Origin of the sequence: Pseudomonas sp. B37(2017) (assembly GCF_002112885.1) — a bacterium.
In the GTDB taxonomy this organism is placed as follows: Bacteria; Pseudomonadota; Gammaproteobacteria; order Pseudomonadales; family Pseudomonadaceae; genus Aquipseudomonas; species Aquipseudomonas paraglycinae.
The window spans coordinates 266655-285215 of the sequence record NZ_NEIX01000005.1 but is presented as its reverse complement, the minus strand read 5'-3'; the positions used below and the strand labels follow the sequence as shown (position 1 = coordinate 285215).

The 18561-nt window shown below is 60.3% G+C and carries 19 protein-coding genes; 17 read left to right on the top strand and 2 right to left on the bottom strand.

What is annotated here, in order from left to right:
* Positions 1-46: 46 nt before the first annotated feature.
* Positions 47-3295: a ribonuclease E gene (gene rne, locus CAF90_RS15560; protein ID WP_085607335.1), complete on the bottom strand. Its 3249-nt coding sequence runs from the start codon at positions 3293-3295 to the stop codon at positions 47-49.
* Positions 3296-3994: 699 nt separating this feature from the next.
* Between rne and rluC the strand changes: the two genes are divergently transcribed.
* Genes rluC through CAF90_RS15545 form a run of 3 tightly spaced genes read left to right on the top strand, consistent with a single transcriptional unit; the run spans position 3995 to position 6620 of the window.
* Positions 3995-4957, top strand: coding sequence for a 23S rRNA pseudouridine(955/2504/2580) synthase RluC (gene rluC / locus CAF90_RS15555; RefSeq protein WP_007950779.1), 963 nt, complete (start codon positions 3995-3997; stop codon positions 4955-4957).
* A complete protein-coding gene (locus CAF90_RS15550) occupies positions 4944-5606 on the top strand; it encodes an HAD-IA family hydrolase (RefSeq protein ID WP_085607333.1) in 663 nt (220 codons plus the stop codon). Before rluC ends, CAF90_RS15550 begins: the two co-directional genes overlap by 14 nt.
* A gap of 24 nt (positions 5607-5630) precedes the next feature.
* Positions 5631-6620 carry a S49 family peptidase gene (locus tag CAF90_RS15545; RefSeq protein WP_085607331.1) on the top strand — a complete coding sequence of 330 codons (990 nt, stop codon included), beginning with the start codon at positions 5631-5633 and terminating at the stop codon, positions 6618-6620.
* A 46-nt stretch (positions 6621-6666) separates the two neighbouring features.
* On the opposite strand, the gene CAF90_RS15540 is transcribed toward CAF90_RS15545, so the two are convergent.
* Positions 6667-7245: a nucleoside triphosphate pyrophosphatase gene (locus CAF90_RS15540; RefSeq protein WP_085607329.1), complete on the bottom strand. Its 579-nt coding sequence runs from the start codon at positions 7243-7245 to the stop codon at positions 6667-6669.
* Between the two features lie 106 nt (positions 7246-7351).
* Between CAF90_RS15540 and CAF90_RS15535 the strand changes: the two genes are divergently transcribed.
* From CAF90_RS15535 to CAF90_RS15470, 14 genes are all read left to right on the top strand, one after another.
* Entirely contained in the window at positions 7352-7879 is a 528-nt protein-coding gene (locus CAF90_RS15535; protein ID WP_003204262.1) for a YceD family protein, read from the top strand.
* 13 nt (positions 7880-7892) lie between these two features.
* Positions 7893-8075, top strand: coding sequence for a 50S ribosomal protein L32 (gene rpmF, locus CAF90_RS15530; protein WP_003179396.1), 183 nt, complete (start codon positions 7893-7895; stop codon positions 8073-8075).
* Positions 8076-8079: 4 nt separating this feature from the next.
* Positions 8080-9090 carry a phosphate acyltransferase PlsX gene (gene plsX, locus CAF90_RS15525; protein WP_085607327.1) on the top strand — a complete coding sequence of 337 codons (1011 nt, stop codon included), beginning with the start codon at positions 8080-8082 and terminating at the stop codon, positions 9088-9090.
* Positions 9091-9215: 125 nt separating this feature from the next.
* Complete coding sequence (fabD, locus tag CAF90_RS15520) at positions 9216-10154, top strand: ACP S-malonyltransferase (RefSeq protein WP_007950787.1); 939 nt, start codon at positions 9216-9218, stop codon at positions 10152-10154.
* Between the two features lie 16 nt (positions 10155-10170).
* Entirely contained in the window at positions 10171-10914 is a 744-nt protein-coding gene (gene fabG, locus CAF90_RS15515) for a 3-oxoacyl-ACP reductase FabG (protein WP_007950790.1), read from the top strand.
* 196 nt (positions 10915-11110) lie between these two features.
* Entirely contained in the window at positions 11111-11347 is a 237-nt protein-coding gene (gene acpP / locus CAF90_RS15510; protein WP_003175607.1) for an acyl carrier protein, read from the top strand.
* Positions 11348-11455: 108 nt separating this feature from the next.
* Positions 11456-12700 (top strand): beta-ketoacyl-ACP synthase II, encoded by a 1245-nt coding sequence (gene fabF / locus CAF90_RS15505; RefSeq protein WP_007908259.1) that lies wholly within the window; start codon positions 11456-11458, stop codon positions 12698-12700.
* Complete coding sequence (gene pabC / locus CAF90_RS15500) at positions 12700-13515, top strand: aminodeoxychorismate lyase (protein WP_085607325.1); 816 nt, start codon at positions 12700-12702, stop codon at positions 13513-13515. Before fabF ends, pabC begins: the two co-directional genes overlap by 1 nt.
* A 3-nt stretch (positions 13516-13518) precedes the next feature.
* Positions 13519-14682 (top strand): endolytic transglycosylase MltG, encoded by a 1164-nt coding sequence (gene mltG / locus CAF90_RS15495; protein ID WP_085607323.1) that lies wholly within the window; start codon positions 13519-13521, stop codon positions 14680-14682.
* A gap of 19 nt (positions 14683-14701) precedes the next feature.
* Positions 14702-15334 carry a dTMP kinase gene (gene tmk, locus CAF90_RS15490; protein WP_007950797.1) on the top strand — a complete coding sequence of 211 codons (633 nt, stop codon included), beginning with the start codon at positions 14702-14704 and terminating at the stop codon, positions 15332-15334.
* Positions 15327-16310 (top strand): DNA polymerase III subunit delta', encoded by a 984-nt coding sequence (locus tag CAF90_RS15485; RefSeq protein WP_085607321.1) that lies wholly within the window; start codon positions 15327-15329, stop codon positions 16308-16310. The genes tmk and CAF90_RS15485 overlap by 8 nt, the downstream gene beginning before the upstream one ends.
* A 42-nt stretch (positions 16311-16352) precedes the next feature.
* Positions 16353-16709, top strand: coding sequence for a PilZ domain-containing protein (locus CAF90_RS15480; protein WP_007950801.1), 357 nt, complete (start codon positions 16353-16355; stop codon positions 16707-16709).
* Positions 16710-16724: 15 nt separating this feature from the next.
* Positions 16725-17510 carry a TatD family hydrolase gene (locus CAF90_RS15475; RefSeq protein WP_085607319.1) on the top strand — a complete coding sequence of 262 codons (786 nt, stop codon included), beginning with the start codon at positions 16725-16727 and terminating at the stop codon, positions 17508-17510.
* Between the two features lie 341 nt (positions 17511-17851).
* On the top strand, positions 17852-18490 hold the full coding sequence (locus CAF90_RS15470) for a TetR/AcrR family transcriptional regulator (protein ID WP_007950805.1): 639 nt from the start codon (positions 17852-17854) through the stop codon (positions 18488-18490).
* The last annotated feature ends 71 nt before the right edge of the window (positions 18491-18561 follow it).

Here is an 18561-nt window from a genome sequence, read left to right as displayed (position 1 = left end):
AGCCCCGCCTGGATTACCAGGCGGGGCTTTTTATTGGCTTTTGGAATCAGACGAGGGGTTTAGGCTCGTGTTCTTTTTCCTGGGCCTCTTCGTGTTGCTCGACCGCTTCCTGAACGGAGCGTGGTGCTTCGGCAATCACGGCTTCAACGGCAGCTTCTTCAGCGACCGGGGCAGGAGCTGCCTCGACCACTTCGGCAACCACTGGCTCGGCAGCGACTGGAGCAGCAGCGGCAGCCAGTTCGGCTTCCTTCTGCAGACGCTCTTCTTCACGCTTGCGACGACGCACTTCACGCGGATCGTTCGGCGCGCGACCGCTTGGGGTCAGGGCGCTGACCGGAGCAGCTTCAACCACTGGCGCTGGTGCTTCGGCTACCACTGGCGCTTCAACCACAGGGGCTTCAACGACCGGTGCCGGTTCAGCAACAACTACTGGCTCGGCAGCCTTGGCTTCTTCAACAACAGGCGCTTCAACCACTGGCGCTGGTGTTTCAGCGACAGCCGGCTCGGCGACCCAGTTGAATGCGGTCTGTTCTTCGCGAACTTCACGCACGGTTTCGGTCACGGTTTCAGCGACGGTTTCGACAACCGACTCTTCAACTACGGCTGGTGCTTCGAAGGTCACTGCTGGTTCGGCAGCCGCTTCAACCTGAGGCTGAGCTTCGCGAACCGGAGCCACTTCGACTTCCGGAGCGGCAGCTACTTCTACCGGAGTGGTTGCTTCAACAACCGGCGCTTCTACTGGAGCAGTTTCCAGAGTGGCAGCGGTGGCGCGTTCAGCTTGCTCGTGGGCCTGAGCTTCAGCCGGAGCGCTGATCACGGTGCTGGCAACAGCAGCGGTCACAGCCAGGCCAGCGGCCAGATCGGCAGTGCTTGGGGCTTGAGCGTTTTCGCCGGACTCGGATTCTTCCGAACCTTCGATCACGTTGCCGTTGGCATCACGCTGACGCTCGCGACGGTTGCTGCGACGACGCTGACCACGGGAGCGGCGGCGTGGACGATCGCCTTCGGCGTTCTCCGAACCGTCTTCCGGCAGTTGCTCTTCGTTGGTGGTGATTTCTTCTTCAGCGACGGCAGCAGCGGCCTGTTCGGCACGCGGTTGACGCTCTTCACGCGGAGGACGTGGCGCACGTTCTTCACGCGGCTGACGGGCCGGACGCTCTTCAGCGGTGGCGGCGGCAGCAACGGCCGGAGCAGCATCCAGAGGTTCGCGCAGTTCACGTACGCGTTCTTCACGCTCGCCACGCGGCTTGCGATCTTCACGCGGAGCACGTGGTGCACGTTCTTCACGAGGCGCGCGTGGTGCGCGTTCTTCGCGGGCTACCGGTGCTTCGTCACGGGATTCGCGTGGCTCGCGGACTTCACGTGGTTCGCGCGGCTGACGCTCTTCACGCGGCTCACGCGGCTCACGTGGCGCGCGCTCTTCACGCGGTGCACGTTCTTCGCGCGGCTTGCGTTCTTCATCGCGGCGACCGTTACGGTTGCGGCTCTGTTGACGACCGTTGCGACGCTCTTCGTTGCGGGCCGGACGCTCGGTGGCTGGTTTTTCAACCACAACCGGAGCAACTGGCTCTTCCTTGGTGGCGAACAGGCTGACCAGCGACTTCACCAGGCCTTTGAACAGGCTTGGCTCTGGCGCGGCAACCGGAGCAGGTGCCGGGGCCGGCGCGGCGACTTCGGTCGGAACCGGAGCGTTGGCGCGGGCCGGAGCAGTCTTGACCGCGGCTTCCTGGCGAACCAGGGTGCGGGTCGCGGCGGCTGGCTGGACGTCTTCGACATCGGCGGCAGCGGCAGCGATTTCGTAGCTGGACTGGTTGGTCGCGGCTTCCGGGCTGTCGTCACGCAGGCGCTGAACTTCGAAATGCGGGGTTTCGAGGTGATCGTTCGGCAGGATGACGATACGGGCGCGGGTGCGCAGTTCGATCTTGGTGATCGAGTTGCGTTTTTCGTTGAGCAGGAACGCGGCCACCGGGATCGGCACTTGAGCGCGAACTTCGGCGGTGCGGTCTTTCAGGGCTTCTTCTTCGATCAGGCGCAGGATCGCCAGGGACAGCGATTCGACGTCACGGATGATGCCGGTGCCGCTGCAGCGCGGGCAGACGATGCCGCTGCTTTCGCCCAGCGAAGGACGCAGACGCTGACGGGACATTTCCAGCAGGCCGAAGCGCGAGATGCGACCGATCTGCACACGGGCGCGGTCGGCTTCCAGGCATTCGCGGACTTTCTCTTCCACGGCGCGCTGGTTCTTGGCAGGGGTCATGTCGATGAAGTCGATGACGATCAGGCCGCCGATGTCGCGCAGGCGCAACTGACGGGCGATTTCTTCAGCCGCTTCAAGGTTGGTCTGCAGGGCGGTTTCTTCGATGTCGCTGCCTTTGGTGGCGCGCGCCGAGTTGATGTCGATGGACACCAGGGCTTCGGTCGGATCGATGACGATGGAGCCGCCGGACGGCAGTTCGACGACGCGCTGGAAAGCGGTCTCGATCTGGCTTTCGATCTGGAAACGGTTGAACAGCGGAACGCTGTCTTCGTACAGCTTGATCTTGCTGGCGTACTGCGGCATCACCTGGCGGATGAAGGTCAGGGCTTCGTCCTGGGCTTCAACGCTGTCGATCAGCACTTCGCCGATGTCCTGGCGCAGGTAATCGCGGATGGCGCGGATGATCACGTTGCTTTCCTGGTAGATCAGGAATGGCGCGGAACGATCCAGCGAGGCTTCTTTGATGGCGGTCCAGAGTTGCAGCAGGTAATCGAGGTCCCACTGCATTTCTTCGCTGCTGCGGCCAAGGCCGGCAGTGCGCACGATCAGACCCATGTCGGCCGGAGCGACCAGACCGTTCAGCGCTTCACGCAGTTCGTTGCGCTCTTCGCCTTCGATGCGACGGGAGATGCCGCCGGCACGCGGGTTGTTCGGCATCAGAACGAGGTAACGACCGGCCAGGCTGATGAAGGTGGTCAGGGCTGCGCCCTTGTTGCCACGTTCTTCTTTTTCGACCTGAACGATGACTTCCTGGCCTTCGCTCAGGACGTCCTTGATGTTGACGCGGCCTTCAGGGGCTTTCTTGAAGTATTCGCGGGAGATTTCTTTGAGGGGCAGGAAGCCGTGGCGCTCGGAGCCGAAATCGACAAAGGCAGCCTCAAGGCTTGGTTCGATGCGAGTGATGCGGCCTTTATAGATGTTGGCCTTTTTCTGCTCGCGTGCACCGGATTCGATGTCCAGGTCGTAGAGGCGCTGGCCATCTACCAGTGCAACACGCAACTCTTCGGGTTGAGTTGCGTTAATCAGCATTCTTTTCATGTAGTACCGTCGGTTTCCGGGCTGCCGGAAACGGCGTTCGGCACACACGACTTCTCACGGTCGGTGTCAGGTGCGTCGGGAGTGGTTGGCCATTCCCGTGTCCAGCGATGTCCGGCCAATTGGGCCGTTATCGCGACGTACGCGTCCTGCTTGCTGTGGCTACTTAAGCACTCAGTCAGGAGGAGGAATCAACCGGTGGCTGTGGACGAGATGAAGCGTCTTGATAAAGCCTGTTGCTACACAGTCCAGCGGTTGTGCATCTCCACCCTACACGTATCCCTGATAATTCGGGTGCTGCCGCGCGCAGAATCCGCAGCGGGTTGGCATTTACCGTGAGCTCCGAAAGGGGAGGTCACGCATCATGGCTAATTCAGGCGGTGTTTCCGGAGTCTTCGCTCGGGGTCATCCGCGGCTGACTGCACTTTGTGAACTGGCCGTGAATATGGCTCGCGTGGCGAGTCAAAACTCTGCTTTGCGGCGTGATTCAGGCCTCATGTCACCTGCGCTTGTTACAGCTGCAAACTCCACCGTTACGTAGCAAAAGCCCCGTAGGACGGCCTCGCGTCCTGGTGAATTGCGTTGGTCAGGGCCGGTTTTTGACCGTGGTTCCGCTGTCCAGGCCGCTTTTGGCGGCGTTCGCGACTATAGCAGCAATGATTAAGTGCTTCAATTCCATAAAAAATTGTTATCATCGGCGCCATGACGACTACTGCCCCTTCGACTCCAGGCGTTCAACTGCTTGAGGTCTCGCCGGAATATGCCGGCCAACGAATCGACAATTTCCTCCTCGCCCGGCTCAAAGGCGTGCCCAAGACCTTGATTTACCGCATTTTGCGCAAAGGCGAAGTGCGTGTGAACAAAGGTCGGATCAAGCCCGAATACAAGCTGCAGGCCGGCGACATCGTGCGCGTGCCGCCCGTGCGCGTGCCTGAGCGTGATGAGCCGGTGCCTTTGGCCCAAGGCCTGTTGCAGCGCCTGGAAGCCTCGATTGTCTACGAAGACAAGGCCCTGATCGTGATCAACAAGCCCGCCGGCATTGCGGTTCACGGTGGCAGCGGCCTGAATTACGGCGTTATCGAAGCCTTTCGTCAGTTGCGCCCCGATGCCAAGGAGCTCGAGCTGGTTCACCGTCTCGATCGTGATACCTCCGGCCTGCTGATGATCGCCAAGAAGCGCAGCATGTTGCGTCACTTGCATGCCGCGTTGCGCGGTGACGGCGTCGACAAACGCTACATGGCCCTGGTTCGCGGCAACTGGGCGACCTCGATCAAGCAGGTCCGTGCGGCGCTCGGCAAGAGCAATCTGCGCTCCGGTGAGCGCATGGTCGAAGTCGACGAGGAGGAGGGCAAGGAGTCCGTGACCGTGTTCAAGGTCCTGCGTCGCTTTGGCGATTTTGCCACTTTGATCGAAGCCAAGCCGATCACCGGTCGCACGCACCAGATCCGCGTCCACACGTTGCACGCCGGGCACTGCATTGCCGGTGACACCAAATACGGCGATGACGGTTTCAGTAAGGAAATCCGTGATCTGGGCGGCAAGCGCCTGTTTCTGCACGCCTACATGCTGACCGTGCCGCTGCCTGATGGCGGTGAGCTCAAGTTGCAGGCGCCGGTCGATGAAATGTGGGCCAAGACTGTGGAGCGATTGAGTGCGCCCATCTGATTACAAACTGCTGATTTTCGATTGGGACGGCACGCTCGCCGATTCCATTCATCGGATTGTCGAGGCGATGCACTCGGCGTCCGGGCGCTCCGGTTTCGAGTTGCGTGATGACTTTGCCGTCAAAGGCATTATCGGTCTGGGTTTGCCCGAGGCGATCCGTACGCTGTATCCCGAAATCAGCGATGCCGAAATGACCTTGTTTCGCGAGTATTACGCCGATCACTACATCGCTGCAGAAGCCGTGCCTTCGCCGTTGTTCGAAGGCGTAGTCGAGTCGATGGCGTCCTTTCGCGAGCAGGGTTATCACCTGGCTGTCGCGACCGGCAAGAATCGTCGCGGGCTGGATCGGGTGCTCAAGGCCAATGGCTGGGAAGATTATTTCGATATCACCCGCGCGGCCGATGAAACTGCAAGCAAGCCGCACCCTCTGATGCTGGAGCAGATCCTTGCGCATTGCGGTGTGCGTGCCGAGCAGGCGCTGATGGTTGGCGATTCGTCCTTCGATCTGCTGATGGCGCGCAATGCGGGGATGGATTCGGTGGCGGTCAGTTATGGCGCGCAATCGATCGAATCGCTGCAGCAATTCGAGCCGCGACTGTCGATCGACCATTTTTCCGAATTGCACGCCTGGCTGGGGCAGCAGGCTTAATACGTTTTTGCTGGGGTGGATGGCATGACCGACGAATGGAAAGCACCGGCCAAGGCAACTGCCGACGACGGTGATGCGAAAAGCTGGAAGCTGCTGGAAAAGACCCTGCTGGCCGGCGTGCAGGAGCAGCGTCGATCGCGGCGCTGGGGCATCTTCTTCAAGCTGCTGACCTTTGTTTATCTGTTTGTTGCGCTGATCCTGTTCACGCCGTTGATGGACATGGAGAAGAGCGCTACGCGCAGCTCCAACTACACCGCGTTGATCGACGTCACCGGCATGATCGCCGACAAGGAGCCTGCCAGCGCCGACAATATCGTCGGCAGCCTGCGTGCAGCGTTCGAAGACAAGAAGGTCAAGGGCGTAATCCTGCGCATCAACAGTCCGGGTGGTAGTCCGGTGCAGTCGGGTTATGTGTATGACGAGATCAAACGTCTGCGCGGCCTGCATCCTGACACCAGGCTGTACGCGGTGATTTCCGACTTGGGCGCTTCCGGTGCCTATTACATCGCCAGTGCTGCTGATCAGATCTATGCCGACAAGGCCAGTCTGGTGGGCTCTATTGGTGTGACAGCGGCCGGTTATGGGTTTGTCGGCACCATGGAGAAGCTTGGTGTCGAGCGTCGAACCTACACCTCCGGCGAGCACAAGGCGTTCCTCGATCCGTTCCAGCCGCAGAAGCCGGAAGAGACGGCGTTCTGGCAAAGTGTGCTGGATACCACGCACAAGCAGTTCATCAATAGCGTCAAGCAGGGGCGTGGCGATCGCTTGAAAGACAAAGAGCATCCGGAGCTGTTCTCCGGGCTGGTCTGGTCTGGCGAGCAGGCGCTGCCACTGGGTTTGATCGATGGTCTGGGCAATGCCAGTTCGGTGGCGCGTGACGTGATTGGCGAAAAGGAACTGGTGGACTTCACCGTTCAGGAATCGCCGTTCGACCGCTTCTCGAAGAAGCTCGGTGCCAGCGTTGCCGAGAAACTGGCAATGTGGATGGGTTTCAACGGCCCGTCGTTGCGCTGATCGAATGCTGCAAGAAAAACCGGCCTGAGGGCCGGTTTTTTGTGGGTCAGGGAATCTGTACGCCTTCCATCAACAGCATGTCGATCAGGCGAATCAGCGGCAGGCCGATCAGGCTGGTGGCGTCCGGGCCTTCGGTGGATTGAAACAGGCTCACGCCCAGTCCTTCGGCCTTGAAGCTGCCGGCGCAGTCGTAGGGCTGCTCGGCGTGCAGGTAGCGCTCGACGCGGGTCTGGTCCAGCACGCGCATGTGCACGGTGAAAGGCACGCAGTCGACCTGGCAGTGGCCGGTGTGGCTGTTGAGCAGGGCCAGGCCGGTGAGGAAGGTCACGCTGGCGCCGCTGGCGGCCATCAGTTGTTCGCGGGCGTTTTCGAAGGTGTGCGGCTTGCCGATGATGCGCTCGCCGAGTACCGCAACCTGGTCGGAGCCGATGATCAGATGAGCAGGGTGGCTGTCGGCCAAAGCTTGGGCCTTTTGTTCGGCGAGGCGCTTGACCAGCTCGATTGCCGACTCGTCCGGGCGATGGCTTTCATCGATATCCGGCGAGCTGCAGACGAACGGCAGGCGCAGGCGGCTGAGCAATTCCCGACGATAGGTCGAGCTTGAAGCGAGTAATAAAGGCAGCATTCGCATCTCCAGAGGCAGGCGACAGATTCTAGCGGAGCCGCGCAAGTGACGGACAGGGCACAATTTCCTTTGACATGGGTGGGTGCATCCCTATAATGCTGCGCCTATGTTGAATGACCCGATTCCACCTCACGTTGACCCGCGCAAATTGGCTGACCGTGGCACCACCCTTCAAGGTGAACTGCTGCTGGCCGATTTGAAGAGACTCTGCGACCCGCTTTCCGACGATGTCGGTACGGTGCAGGCAAAATTCGTTTTTGAACGAGATGAACGTAAATCTGTGGTGATCCACAGCTTTATCGACACCGAAGTCAAAATGGTTTGCCAGCGTTGTCTTGAGCTGGTCACCCTGCCGATCCACAGCGAATGCAGTTACGCTGTTGTGAAGGAGGGTGCGAATACCCAGTCGTTACCGAAAGGTTATGACGTGCTGGAACTGGGCGAAGATCCATTGGATCTGCAGTCACTGATCGAGGAGGAGCTTCTGCTCGCCTTGCCCATTGTGCCTGCTCATCATCCGGAAGAATGCCAGCAGCCGGCGGGAGCAGATGAGCCCGAACCGAGCGAGGACGAGGTAACGCGGTCCAACCCGTTCAGTGTATTGGCGCAGTTAAAGCGTGACCCAAACGTTTAGGAGTTAATCAATTATGGCTGTTCAGCAGAACAAAAAATCCCGCTCTGCCCGTGACATGCGCCGTTCGCACGACGCTCTCGAGGCTAGCACCCTGTCTGTAGAAAAAACCACTGGTGAAGTTCACCTGCGTCACCACGTATCGCCAGAAGGCGTATACCGTGGCCGTAAAGTGATCGACAAGGGCGCTGACGAGTAATCACTTGTCCGCTCAAGTCATCGCGATTGACGCAATGGGCGGGGACTTCGGTCCCCGCAGCATTGTTCAGGCCAGCCTTGCTTGCCTTTCTGCTACACCCTCGCTGCACCTGACCCTAGTCGGTCAACCCTCCCTTCTTGAAGAACTGATCACCGGCCAATCGGCTGCCGATCGCGCGCGCCTGACGATTGTTCCGGCGTCCGAAGTCATCACCATGAACGAAAAACCTGCCCAGGCCCTGCGTGGCAAGTCGGACTCGTCGATGCGTGTCGCCCTCGAATTGCTGCGTGACGGCAAGGTTCAGGCCTGTGTCAGTGCCGGCAATACCGGTGCCTTGATGGCCCTGTCGCGATTTGTGCTCAAGACCCTGCCGGGGATTGATCGTCCGGCCATGGTCGCCGCGATCCCTACCCAGAAGGGCTATTGCCAGTTGCTCGATCTGGGCGCCAACGTCGATTGCAGCGCCGAGCATCTGTTGCAGTTTGCCGTGATGGGGTCGGTGGCGGCGCAAACCCTGGGCATTGCCCGACCGCGTATCGCGCTGCTGAATATCGGTACCGAAGACATCAAGGGCAATCAGCAGGTCAAGCTGGCTGCGACGTTGCTGCAGGCTGCTCGGGGCATCAATTACATCGGTTTCATCGAAGGCGACGGCTTGTATCGCGGCGAGGCAGATGTGGTGGTTTGCGACGGTTTCGTCGGCAATATCCTGCTCAAGTCCAGCGAAGGTCTGGCGACCATGATCGCTGCGCGCATCGAGGCCTTGTTCAAGAAAAACCTCGCCTCCCGCGCTGTCGGCGCACTGGCGCTGCCATTGATGAAGCGTCTGCAGGCTGATCTGGCACCTGCGCGACATAACGGCGCAAGCTTCCTCGGTTTGCAGGGCATTGTCGTGAAAAGTCACGGTTCGGCCGGGGTTCAGGGGTTTCAGAGTGCCATTCAGCGAGCGCTGATCGAGATTCAGGAGAATCTTCCCGAACGCCTGCACGGCCGTCTGGAGGATTTGTTGTCTTAGGCGTTTTCGTCGGACAATGCTTAAATGTGACCGCCCGGTTCAAAGGGCCATCCAACTGTCAGTTTCTTGCGTCCCTCTAGCGGGATGCCATTTTTCCGACGACAAGATCATTAGGGGCTTGTTACATGTCTGCTTCCCTCGCATTCGTCTTTCCAGGACAGGGTTCGCAGTCCCTCGGCATGCTGGCCGAGCTGGGCGCGCAACATCCACTGATCCTCGAAACTTTCAAAGAAGCATCCGATGCTCTGGGCTACGACCTGTGGGCGCTGACCCAGCAGGGCCCGGAAGAGCTGCTCAATCAAACCGACAAAACCCAACCGGCCATTCTGACCGCTTCGATCGCCCTGTGGCGTCTGTGGTTGGCGGAAGGCGGTGCGCGTCCGGCCTTCGTTGCCGGTCACAGTCTGGGTGAATACAGCGCGCTGGTCGCTGCCGGCAGCCTGAGCCTGGCCGACGCGGTAAAGCTCGTTGAACGCCGTGGCCAACTGATGCAGGAAGCCGTTCCGGCCGGGCAGGGCGGCATGGCTGCCATCCTCGGTCTGGAAGATGCCGATGTTCTCGCTGCCTGTGCCGAAGCGGCGCAAGGCGAAGTGGTCAGCGCGGTGAACTTCAACTCCCCGGGCCAGGTGGTGATCGCCGGTGCCAAGGCTGCCGTTGAGCGCGCCATCGAAGGCTGCAAGGCCCGTGGCGCCAAGCGCGCCATGCCGCTGCCGGTCAGCGTGCCGTCGCACTGCGAGCTGATGCGCCCGGCCGCCGAGCGCTTCGCCGAATCCATCGCTGCCATCGACTGGCAGGCGCCGCAGATCCCTGTGGTACAGAACGTCAGCGCCCAGGTGCCGGCGGATCTGGAAACCCTCAAGCGTGATCTGCTGGAGCAACTCTACAAGCCGGTACGCTGGGTCGAGTCCGTACAGACTCTGGCCGCCAAAGGCGCGACCAACCTGGTCGAGTGCGGTCCTGGCAAGGTGCTGGCCGGTCTGAACAAACGTTGCGCCGAAGGCGTTTCGACTTCCAACCTCAATACCCCAGACGCTTTCGCTGCTGCTCGCGCAGCGGCTGTCTGAATCAGGAGAAGCTTGCATGAGTCTGCAAGGTAAAGTTGCACTGGTCACCGGCGCAAGCCGTGGCATCGGCCAGGCTATCGCACTGGAACTGGGTCGTCAGGGCGCCATCGTTGTTGGCACCGCGACTTCCGCTTCGGGCGCCGAGCGTATTGCTGCGACCCTGAAGGAAAACGGCATCCAGGGCGCAGGTTTCGAACTGAACGTCACCAGCGATGAGTCGGTCACCAAGGTGCTGGCGAGCATTCAGGAGCAGTTCGGTGCGCCGGTGGCGATTCTGGTCAACAATGCCGGCATCACCCGCGATAACCTGATGATGCGCATGAAAGACGACGAGTGGTACGACGTGATCGATACCAACCTGAACAGTCTGTATCGCCTGTCCAAGGGCGTTCTGCGCGGCATGACCAAGGCGCGTTGGGGCCGAATTATCAGTATTGGCTCGGTGGTGGGTGCCATGGGCAACGCTGGCCAAGTAAACTATGCAGCCGCCAAGGCCGGTCTGGAAGGTTTCAGCCGTGCCATGGCGCGTGAAGTCGGTTCGCGTTCGATTACGGTCAACTCGGTAACCCCTGGGTTCATCGACACCGATATGACTCGCGAGCTGCCTGAAGCACAGCGTGAAGCCTTGCAGACGCAGATTCCGCTGGGCCGTCTGGGACAAGCTCAAGAGATCGCGTCCGTGGTCGCTTTTCTTGCATCCGACGGTGCGGCATACGTGACCGGGGCTACAATCCCGGTTAACGGCGGGATGTACATGTAATTCAAATGTGACGGATTGCTTCAAAAAAATGTCATACGAGCTGTCTAAAATCCGTTATAAAGCTGCAATCTATTTATAGGCAGAGGGCCGCAGGGTTTGAGGAGTGAAGCTTTCAGTTGAAAAGCTGAAAAGTCTTTCTATACACTTACCCACTGGCCAGCTGCCTGAATTTGTCCATTAGGAGTGAAAACAAGGTATGAGCACCATCGAAGAGCGCGTCAAGAAAATCGTTGCCGAGCAACTGGGTGTTAAAGAAGAAGAAGTGGTCAACACCGCTTCCTTCGTAGAAGACCTGGGTGCCGACTCCCTTGACACCGTTGAGCTGGTGATGGCTCTGGAAGAGGAATTCGAGACCGAAATCCCTGACGAAGAAGCTGAGAAGATCACTACTGTACAAGCTGCAATCGACTACGTTACTAGCCACCAGGCGTAATAGTTTGTAATCGTTGCTTGCTGTCATGGAAAAACCGCACTGCCATCATGGCGTGCGGTTTTTTCTTTAGGCCTGATGCAAAGTCGTCATTTGAAAAAGGAGAGTGCTGTGTCGCGTAGACGCGTCGTAGTCACCGGTATGGGTATGTTGTCGCCACTGGGCACGGATGTGCCGAGCAGTTGGCAGGGCATTCTGGCTGGCCGCAGTGGCATTGGTCTGATCGAACACACCGACCTTTCTGCCTATTCCACCCGCTTTGGCGGCTCGGTAAAGGGCTTCAATGTCGAGGAATACCTGTCGGTCAAGGAAGCGCGCAAGCTCGACCTGTTCATTCAGTACGGTCTGGCGGCCGGCTTTCAAGCCGTACGCAATGCCGGTCTGGAAGTCACCGATGCCAACCGTGAACGCATTGGCGTGGCCATGGGTTCGGGTATCGGCGGTCTGACCAACATCGAAGAAACCAGCCGCACCCTGCACGAGACTGGCCCGCGCCGGATTTCTCCGTTCTTTGTGCCTGGCTCGATCATCAATATGATTTCCGGTTTCCTGTCCATCCACCTGGGTGCACAGGGGCCTAACTACGCCATCGCCACAGCGTGTACCACCGGTACGCACTGCATCGGCATGGCGGCGCGCAACATCATGTACGACGAAGCCGACGTGATGATTGCCGGCGGTGCCGAGATGGCCGCGTGCGGTCTGGGCATGGGCGGCTTTGGTGCTTCCCGTGCGCTGTCGACCCGCAACGACGAGCCGACCCGCGCCAGCCGTCCGTGGGACAAGGGTCGTGACGGTTTCGTACTGTCCGACGGCGCCGGTGCCCTGGTGCTCGAAGAGCTCGAGCACGCCAAGGCCCGTGGCGCGACCATCTACGCCGAGCTGATCGGTTTCGGCACCAGTGGCGACGCCTTCCACATGACGTCGCCACCCGCCGACGGCGCTGGTGCCGCGCGCTGCATCACCAATGCGCTGCGCGATGCGAAGATCAACGTCGATCAAGTGCAATACATCAACGCCCACGGCACTTCGACGCCGGCCGGCGACCTCGCTGAAGCCAACGCGATCAAGTCGGTGTTCGGTGATCACGCCTACAAGCTGGCGGTCAGCTCCACCAAGTCCATGACCGGTCACCTGCTGGGTGCGGCGGGCGCGGTCGAGGCGATCTTCAGCGTGCTGGCGATCAACAGCCAGGTGGCGCCGCCAACCATCAACCTCGATGAGCCGGACGAAGGCTGCGACCTCGATTTCGTGCCGCATACCGCGCGCAACATGGACATCGATGTCGTGCTGTCCAACTCGTTCGGGTTTGGCGGCACCAACGGCACGTTGGCGTTCCGTCGGTTCGCCGGCTGATGGACTGCTGGGTCGACGGTCTGCCGGCTGACGCTCTGTCGCTGAAAGATCGCGGCCTGGCTTACGGCGACGGTCTGTTCGAGACCATCGCCGTGCGTGGCGGTCAGCCGTTGCTGCTGGATCGGCATCTGACGCGACTGGCCGATGGCTGTGCGCGTCTGGCCATCGCAGCCGACATCGAGCAGGTTCGCCATGAGCTGCAATCCTATGCCGCCGCAATGGGCGAGGGCGTGCTCAAGCTCATCCTCACCCGTGGCGACGGATTGCGCGGTTATGCGCCGGATCCTTCGGCGCAGGGCCGACGCATTCTGCAAGGCAATCCTCCCGCCGCTTATCCAGCGGCCCACGCCGAGCAGGGCGTTCGCCTGTTTCCGTGCAGCACGCGTTTGTCCAGACAACCGTCGCTCGCCGGGCTCAAACACCTCAATCGACTGGAACAGGTTATTGCCCGCGCCGAATGGCAGGACAGTGAGCATGCCGAAGGTTTGATGCTCGATCAGGCCGGTCGGGTGATCGAAGGCGTGTTCAGCAATCTGTTCCTGGTGCGTGACGGTGTGCTGATCACGGCGGACCTGAAACGCTGCGGCGTGGCCGGGGTGATGCGCGCAGAAATATTGTTTCAGGCCGAGTCCCTGGGCATCCCCGTGCAAATCACCGACATCCCCCTCGAACAGCTGCAATGGGCGGATGAAGTCTTTGTCTGCAACAGCGTGTATGGCGTCTGGCCGGTACGCGCCTGTGCTGCTCTGAGCTGGCCGGTTGGCCCGCTCACCCGTAAACTGCAAACCATTGCCCGCGCGCTACTGGATGCCTGATTCGTGAGACGTAAACTTTTGCTGCTGCTGGAAACCGGACTGGTTCTGGCAGGGCTGCTGTTGGGCGCCAGCGCCTGGAAGATTCATTCGGCACTGGAACAGCCCCTGAACATCACGCAGGAAGAACTGCTGGATGTGCCCAAGGGATCCACCCCGACCCGTACTTTTCTTGGACTCGAAGCCGATGGCGTCATCAAGGACGCTTTCTGGCTGCGGGTCTATTGGCGTTTCAACCTCGCCGGCACGCCGATTCACAGCGGTGAATACCGCATGCAGCCGGGCATGACCGTCAACGGCCTGATCGACCTGTGGAAGCGCGGCGATGTGGTTCAGTACAGCCTGACCCTGGTCGAAGGCTGGAATTTCCATCAAGTGCGCGCCGCGCTGGCCAAAGATGAAAAGATCGAGCAGACCCTCAACGGCCTGAGCGACAGTGATGTGATGGCCAAAATCGGTCACAAGGGCCTGTTCCCTGAAGGCCGCTTTTTCCCCGATACCTACCGCTTCGTGCGCGGTGTGACCGATACCGAACTGCTGAAAAAGGCTTTCGACCGCCTCGACGAAGTGCTGGCCAAGGAGTGGGAAAAACGCTCCGCCGACGTGCCTTACACCGAGCCCTATCAGGCGCTGATCATGGCGTCGCTGGTGGAGAAGGAAACCGGCGTGCCTCAGGAGCGTGGCCAGATTGCCGGCGTCTTCGTGCGGCGCATGGCGCTGGGCATGCAGCTGCAGACCGATCCGACGGTGATCTACGGCCTGGGTGACCGCTACAACGGCAAACTGACTCGTGCGCATCTCAAGGAAGCCACGCCGTACAACACGTACATGATTCCCGGCTTGCCGCCGACGCCGATCGCCATGGTCGGACGTGAAGCCATTCACGCCGCACTCAACCCGGTGGATGGCACCAGCCTCTACTTTGTTGCCCGTGGCGATGGCAGCCATGTGTTCTCCGATGATCTGGACGCGCACAACAACGCGGTGCGCGAGTACCAGCTCAAGCGGCGCGCGGATTACCGCTCGAGCCCGGCGCCGGCGACCGCGCCCGAGGAGGCGATTCCTGCCGCCTCGCCCGATACCGCACCGGAATCGTTGCCGCAGCCGCCTGCTCAAGAGCCTGCGCCGACGCCGGAGCCGGAAGCGTCCGCTCCCCAAAACACGCAATGACTTTGATTAAGGACTGCCTGTGACTGGCTTGTTTATTACCCTGGAAGGCCCGGAAGGCGCCGGCAAAAGCACCAACCGCGAATACCTCGCCGAGCGCCTGCGCGCCGCCGGTATCGAAGTGGTGCTGACCCGCGAGCCCGGCGGTACGCCGCTGGCCGAGCGCATTCGTGAGGTGTTGCTGGCCCCGGTCGACGAAGTGATGAACCCGGACACCGAGCTGCTGCTGGTGTTCGCCGCCCGTGCCCAGCATCTGGCTGAAGTCATTCGCCCGGCGCTGGCCCGTGGTGCGGTGGTGCTGTGTGATCGTTTCACCGATTCGACTTACGCCTATCAGGGCGGTGGTCGCGGCTTGTCGCTGGAGCGCATCGCGGCGCTGGAGACATTCGTGCAGGGCGATTTGCGTCCCGACCTGACGCTGATTTTCGATCTGCCGGTGGAAATCGGCCTGGCCCGGGCCAGCGCCCGTGGACGTCTGGATCGTTTCGAGCTGGAAGGCCGTGAGTTTTTCGAGGCCGTACGCAGTGCGTTCCTCAAGCGCGCCGAAGCTGATCCGGCGCGCTATGTGCGGATCGATGCCGGCCAGCCGTTGGCCAAGGTTCAACAATCGCTGGATACGCTGATTCCGAACTTGCTGGAGTTGAGCCGTGGCTGAGGCCTATCCGTGGCAGGACAGCCTCTGGCAGCAACTGGCCGGTCGCACTCAGCACGCCCACGCGTATCTGTTGCATGGCCCGGCCGGTATCGGCAAACGCGCGCTGGCCGAGCGGCTGATGGCCAGCCTGCTGTGCCAGCGTCCGATGCCTGAAGCCTGCGGCGAGTGCAAATCCTGCCTGCTGCTCAAGGCCGGCAGCCACCCGGACAATTACATCCTCGAACCGGAAGAAGCGGATAAGGCGATCAAGGTCGACCAGGTGCGCGATCTGGTCAGTTTCGTGGTGCAGACCGCGCAACTGGGCGGGCGCAAGGTGGTGCTGATCGAGCCGGTGGAGTCGATGAACATCAACGCCGCCAACGCCTTGCTCAAGAGCCTTGAAGAGCCGTCCGGCGATACCGTGCTGTTGCTGGTCAGCCACCAGCCGAGCCGGTTGTTGCCGACCATCAAGAGCCGCTGCGTGCAGCAGGCCTGTCCGCTGCCGAGCGAATCCGTGAGCCTGCAATGGCTGGCTCAGGCACTGCCGGAATGTTCCGAAGACGAACGTGTCGAACTGTTGACCCTGGCCGCCGGCTCGCCGTTGGCCGCCGTCACGTTGCAGGGGCAGGGCGTGCGTGAACAGCGCGCGCAGGTGGTGGAAGGCGTGAAGAAGCTGCTCAAACAGCAGCAATCACCGACACAACTGGCCGAGGAATGGAAAAGCATTCCGATGCTGCGGCTGTTCGACTGGTTCTGCGACTGGTCGAGCCTGATCCTGCGCTATCAATTGACCCAGGATGAAGCAGGCCTCGGCCTGACCGACATGCGCAAGGTCGTGCAGTATCTGGCGCAGAAAAGTGCTCAGCCTAAAGTGCTGGATATTCAGGACTGGATTCTCGCCCAGCGCCAGAAAGTCCTGAGCAAGGCCAACCTCAACGCGGCGTTGCTGCTGGAAGCGTTGCTGGTGCAATGGGCGAGCTTGCCTGGCCAAAGATAAGAATGTGTACCTAGACTCTGAACATCAGCAGTGGAGGTCAACATGAATGAACCTGTCAGCCCGGGGCCGCGCAACGGCATCTTGTCCCTGACCATCAAGGACAAGTCGGTCCTTTACGCCGCCTACATGCCGTTCATCAAGAACGGTGGCCTGTTCATCCCGACCAACAAGAGCTACAAGTTGGGCGACGAGGTGTTCATGCTGCTGAACCTGATGGATGAAGCGGAGAAGATTCCGGTGGCCGGCAAAGTGGCCTGGATCACCCCCAAGGGCGCCCAAGGCAACCGCGCAGCCGGCGTCGGCGTGCAATTCAACGATGGCGACAACACCGCGCGCAGTCGCATCGAAACTCATCTGGCCGGAGCCCTGAAGTCCGACCGTCCCACTCATACGATGTAAGTTGCAGTCCTTTTTATGCTCGTAGATTCCCATTGTCACCTTGATCGCCTCGACCTCGCCGTTCACGACGGTTCACTGGATGCCGCGCTGGATGCGGCCCGTCAGCGCGGGGTCGGACACTTCCTGTGTATCGGCGTCAGCGCCGACAACGCGGCCGACGTCAAAGCCCTGGCCGAGCGTTACGACGACGTCGATTGTTCGCTCGGCGTGCATCCGCTGGATGTGCAGCCGGGCGCGGCGCCGGCGCTGGACTGGCTGTTGCACGAGCTCAATCACCCGAAAGTGGTGGCGATCGGTGAAACCGGTCTGGACTATCACTACGAGCCAGAAGCCGCCGAACTGCAGCAGGAATCGTTCCGTCTGCACCTGCAAGCTGCGCAGCAGACCGGCAAACCGGTGATCATCCACACCCGTGGCGCCCGCGCCGACACGCTTGAATTGTTGCGCGAAGCCGCTTTGCCCCAGGCCGGTGTGTTGCATTGCTTCACCGAAGACTGGGACATGGCCAAGGCAGCGCTGGACATGGGTTATTACATTTCCCTGTCGGGCATCGTCACCTTCCGCAATGCCGACGCGCTGCGCGATGTGGCGAGCAAGGTTCCGGCCGATCGCCTGCTGGTGGAAACCGATTCGCCGTACCTGGCGCCGATCCCTTATCGCGGCAAACCGAACCTGCCGCAATACGTGCGGGAAGTGGCAGAGTTTCTGGCGATGCTGCGCGGCGAGAACTACGAGCGTTTTGCCGAGCAGACCACCGAGAATTTCAAGCGACTGTTTCCGCTTGCGAATGTAAAAGCCTGAATCGCAGGCAAAAAAAACCCGGGTTCTGGGGGGTGAATCCGGGTTAAGACCATTAGGAGTAAAACAAAGGCACGCGGTCCCTTGGTACCTTTACCGGCGCGACACTTGGGGGAGATGTCGCCCGACAGTTCAAGTATTGATCAGTCTGGCGCCGAGTCCAGTTGGCCGGCCGGGGTTTTTAAACAAATTTGGAATACGTTCGCTTCGGTTATGTTCTCATTCCCCCCGAAACGTTCGTGAAATGAACAAGAAACACAGATATGGTCGGATGATCCGTGCATTTTTGCGCAAGTTAGGCATAATACGCGGCTTCGAATTTTGACCCCTACAGACCTTTTCTTATGCACAAAGAACCTCGTAAGGTCCGTGAGTTTCGTCGCCGCGAGCAAGAAATTCTCGATACCGCGCTCAAGCTGTTCCTCGAACAAGGTGAAGACAGTGTCACCGTCGAGATGATTGCTGATGCCGTGGGTATCGGCAAAGGCACGATCTACAAGCACTTCAAGTCCAAGGCCGAAATCTATCTGCGCCTGATGCTCGATTACGAGCGCGACTTGAACGAGCTGTTGCATTCGGCCGATGTCGACAAGGACAAGGAAGCGCTGTCCCGTGCCTACTTTGAATTCCGCATGCGCGACCCGCAGCGCTATCGCCTGTTCGATCGCCTGGAAGAGAAGGTGGTCAAGGGCAATCAGGTGCCCGAGATGGTCGAGGAGCTGCACAAGATCCGTGCCTCGAACTTCGAACGTCTGACGCTGCTCATCAAGGGCCGCATCAGCGAAGGCAAGCTTGAGGACGTGCCGCCGTACTTCCATTACTGCGCTTCCTGGGCGCTGGTGCACGGCGCGGTGGCGCTGTATCACTCGCCGTTCTGGAGCAATGTGCTGGAAGATCAGGAAGGTTTCTTCCAGTTCCTGATGGATATCGGCGTGCGTATGGGCAACAAGCGCAAGCGTGACCCTGAAACCCCAAGCAGCTGAGTCATTCAGTCGCCTTATGCGCCGTGTTTTTCGCTACATGGCGCAGTACCGCAGGAATATACTCAGGCATA

What these genes read in the sequence shown, in the direction of transcription:
- rne (WP_085607335.1), bottom strand. Translation starts at nt 3,295, where the DNA reads ATGAAAAGAATGCTGATTAACGCAACTCAACCCGAAGAGTTGCGTGTT.
- rluC (WP_007950779.1), top strand. Translation starts at nt 3,995, where the DNA reads ATGACGACTACTGCCCCTTCGACTCCAGGCGTTCAACTGCTTGAGGTC.
- CAF90_RS15545 (WP_085607331.1), top strand. Translation starts at nt 5,631, where the DNA reads ATGACCGACGAATGGAAAGCACCGGCCAAGGCAACTGCCGACGACGGT.
- CAF90_RS15540 (WP_085607329.1), bottom strand. Translation starts at nt 7,245, where the DNA reads ATGCTGCCTTTATTACTCGCTTCAAGCTCGACCTATCGTCGGGAATTG.
- CAF90_RS15535 (WP_003204262.1), top strand. Translation starts at nt 7,352, where the DNA reads ATGTTGAATGACCCGATTCCACCTCACGTTGACCCGCGCAAATTGGCT.
- rpmF (WP_003179396.1), top strand. Translation starts at nt 7,893, where the DNA reads ATGGCTGTTCAGCAGAACAAAAAATCCCGCTCTGCCCGTGACATGCGC.
- fabD (WP_007950787.1), top strand. Translation starts at nt 9,216, where the DNA reads ATGTCTGCTTCCCTCGCATTCGTCTTTCCAGGACAGGGTTCGCAGTCC.
- fabG (WP_007950790.1), top strand. Translation starts at nt 10,171, where the DNA reads ATGAGTCTGCAAGGTAAAGTTGCACTGGTCACCGGCGCAAGCCGTGGC.
- acpP (WP_003175607.1), top strand. Translation starts at nt 11,111, where the DNA reads ATGAGCACCATCGAAGAGCGCGTCAAGAAAATCGTTGCCGAGCAACTG.
- pabC (WP_085607325.1), top strand. Translation starts at nt 12,700, where the DNA reads ATGGACTGCTGGGTCGACGGTCTGCCGGCTGACGCTCTGTCGCTGAAA.
- CAF90_RS15480 (WP_007950801.1), top strand. Translation starts at nt 16,353, where the DNA reads ATGAATGAACCTGTCAGCCCGGGGCCGCGCAACGGCATCTTGTCCCTG.
- CAF90_RS15475 (WP_085607319.1), top strand. Translation starts at nt 16,725, where the DNA reads ATGCTCGTAGATTCCCATTGTCACCTTGATCGCCTCGACCTCGCCGTT.
- CAF90_RS15470 (WP_007950805.1), top strand. Translation starts at nt 17,852, where the DNA reads ATGCACAAAGAACCTCGTAAGGTCCGTGAGTTTCGTCGCCGCGAGCAA.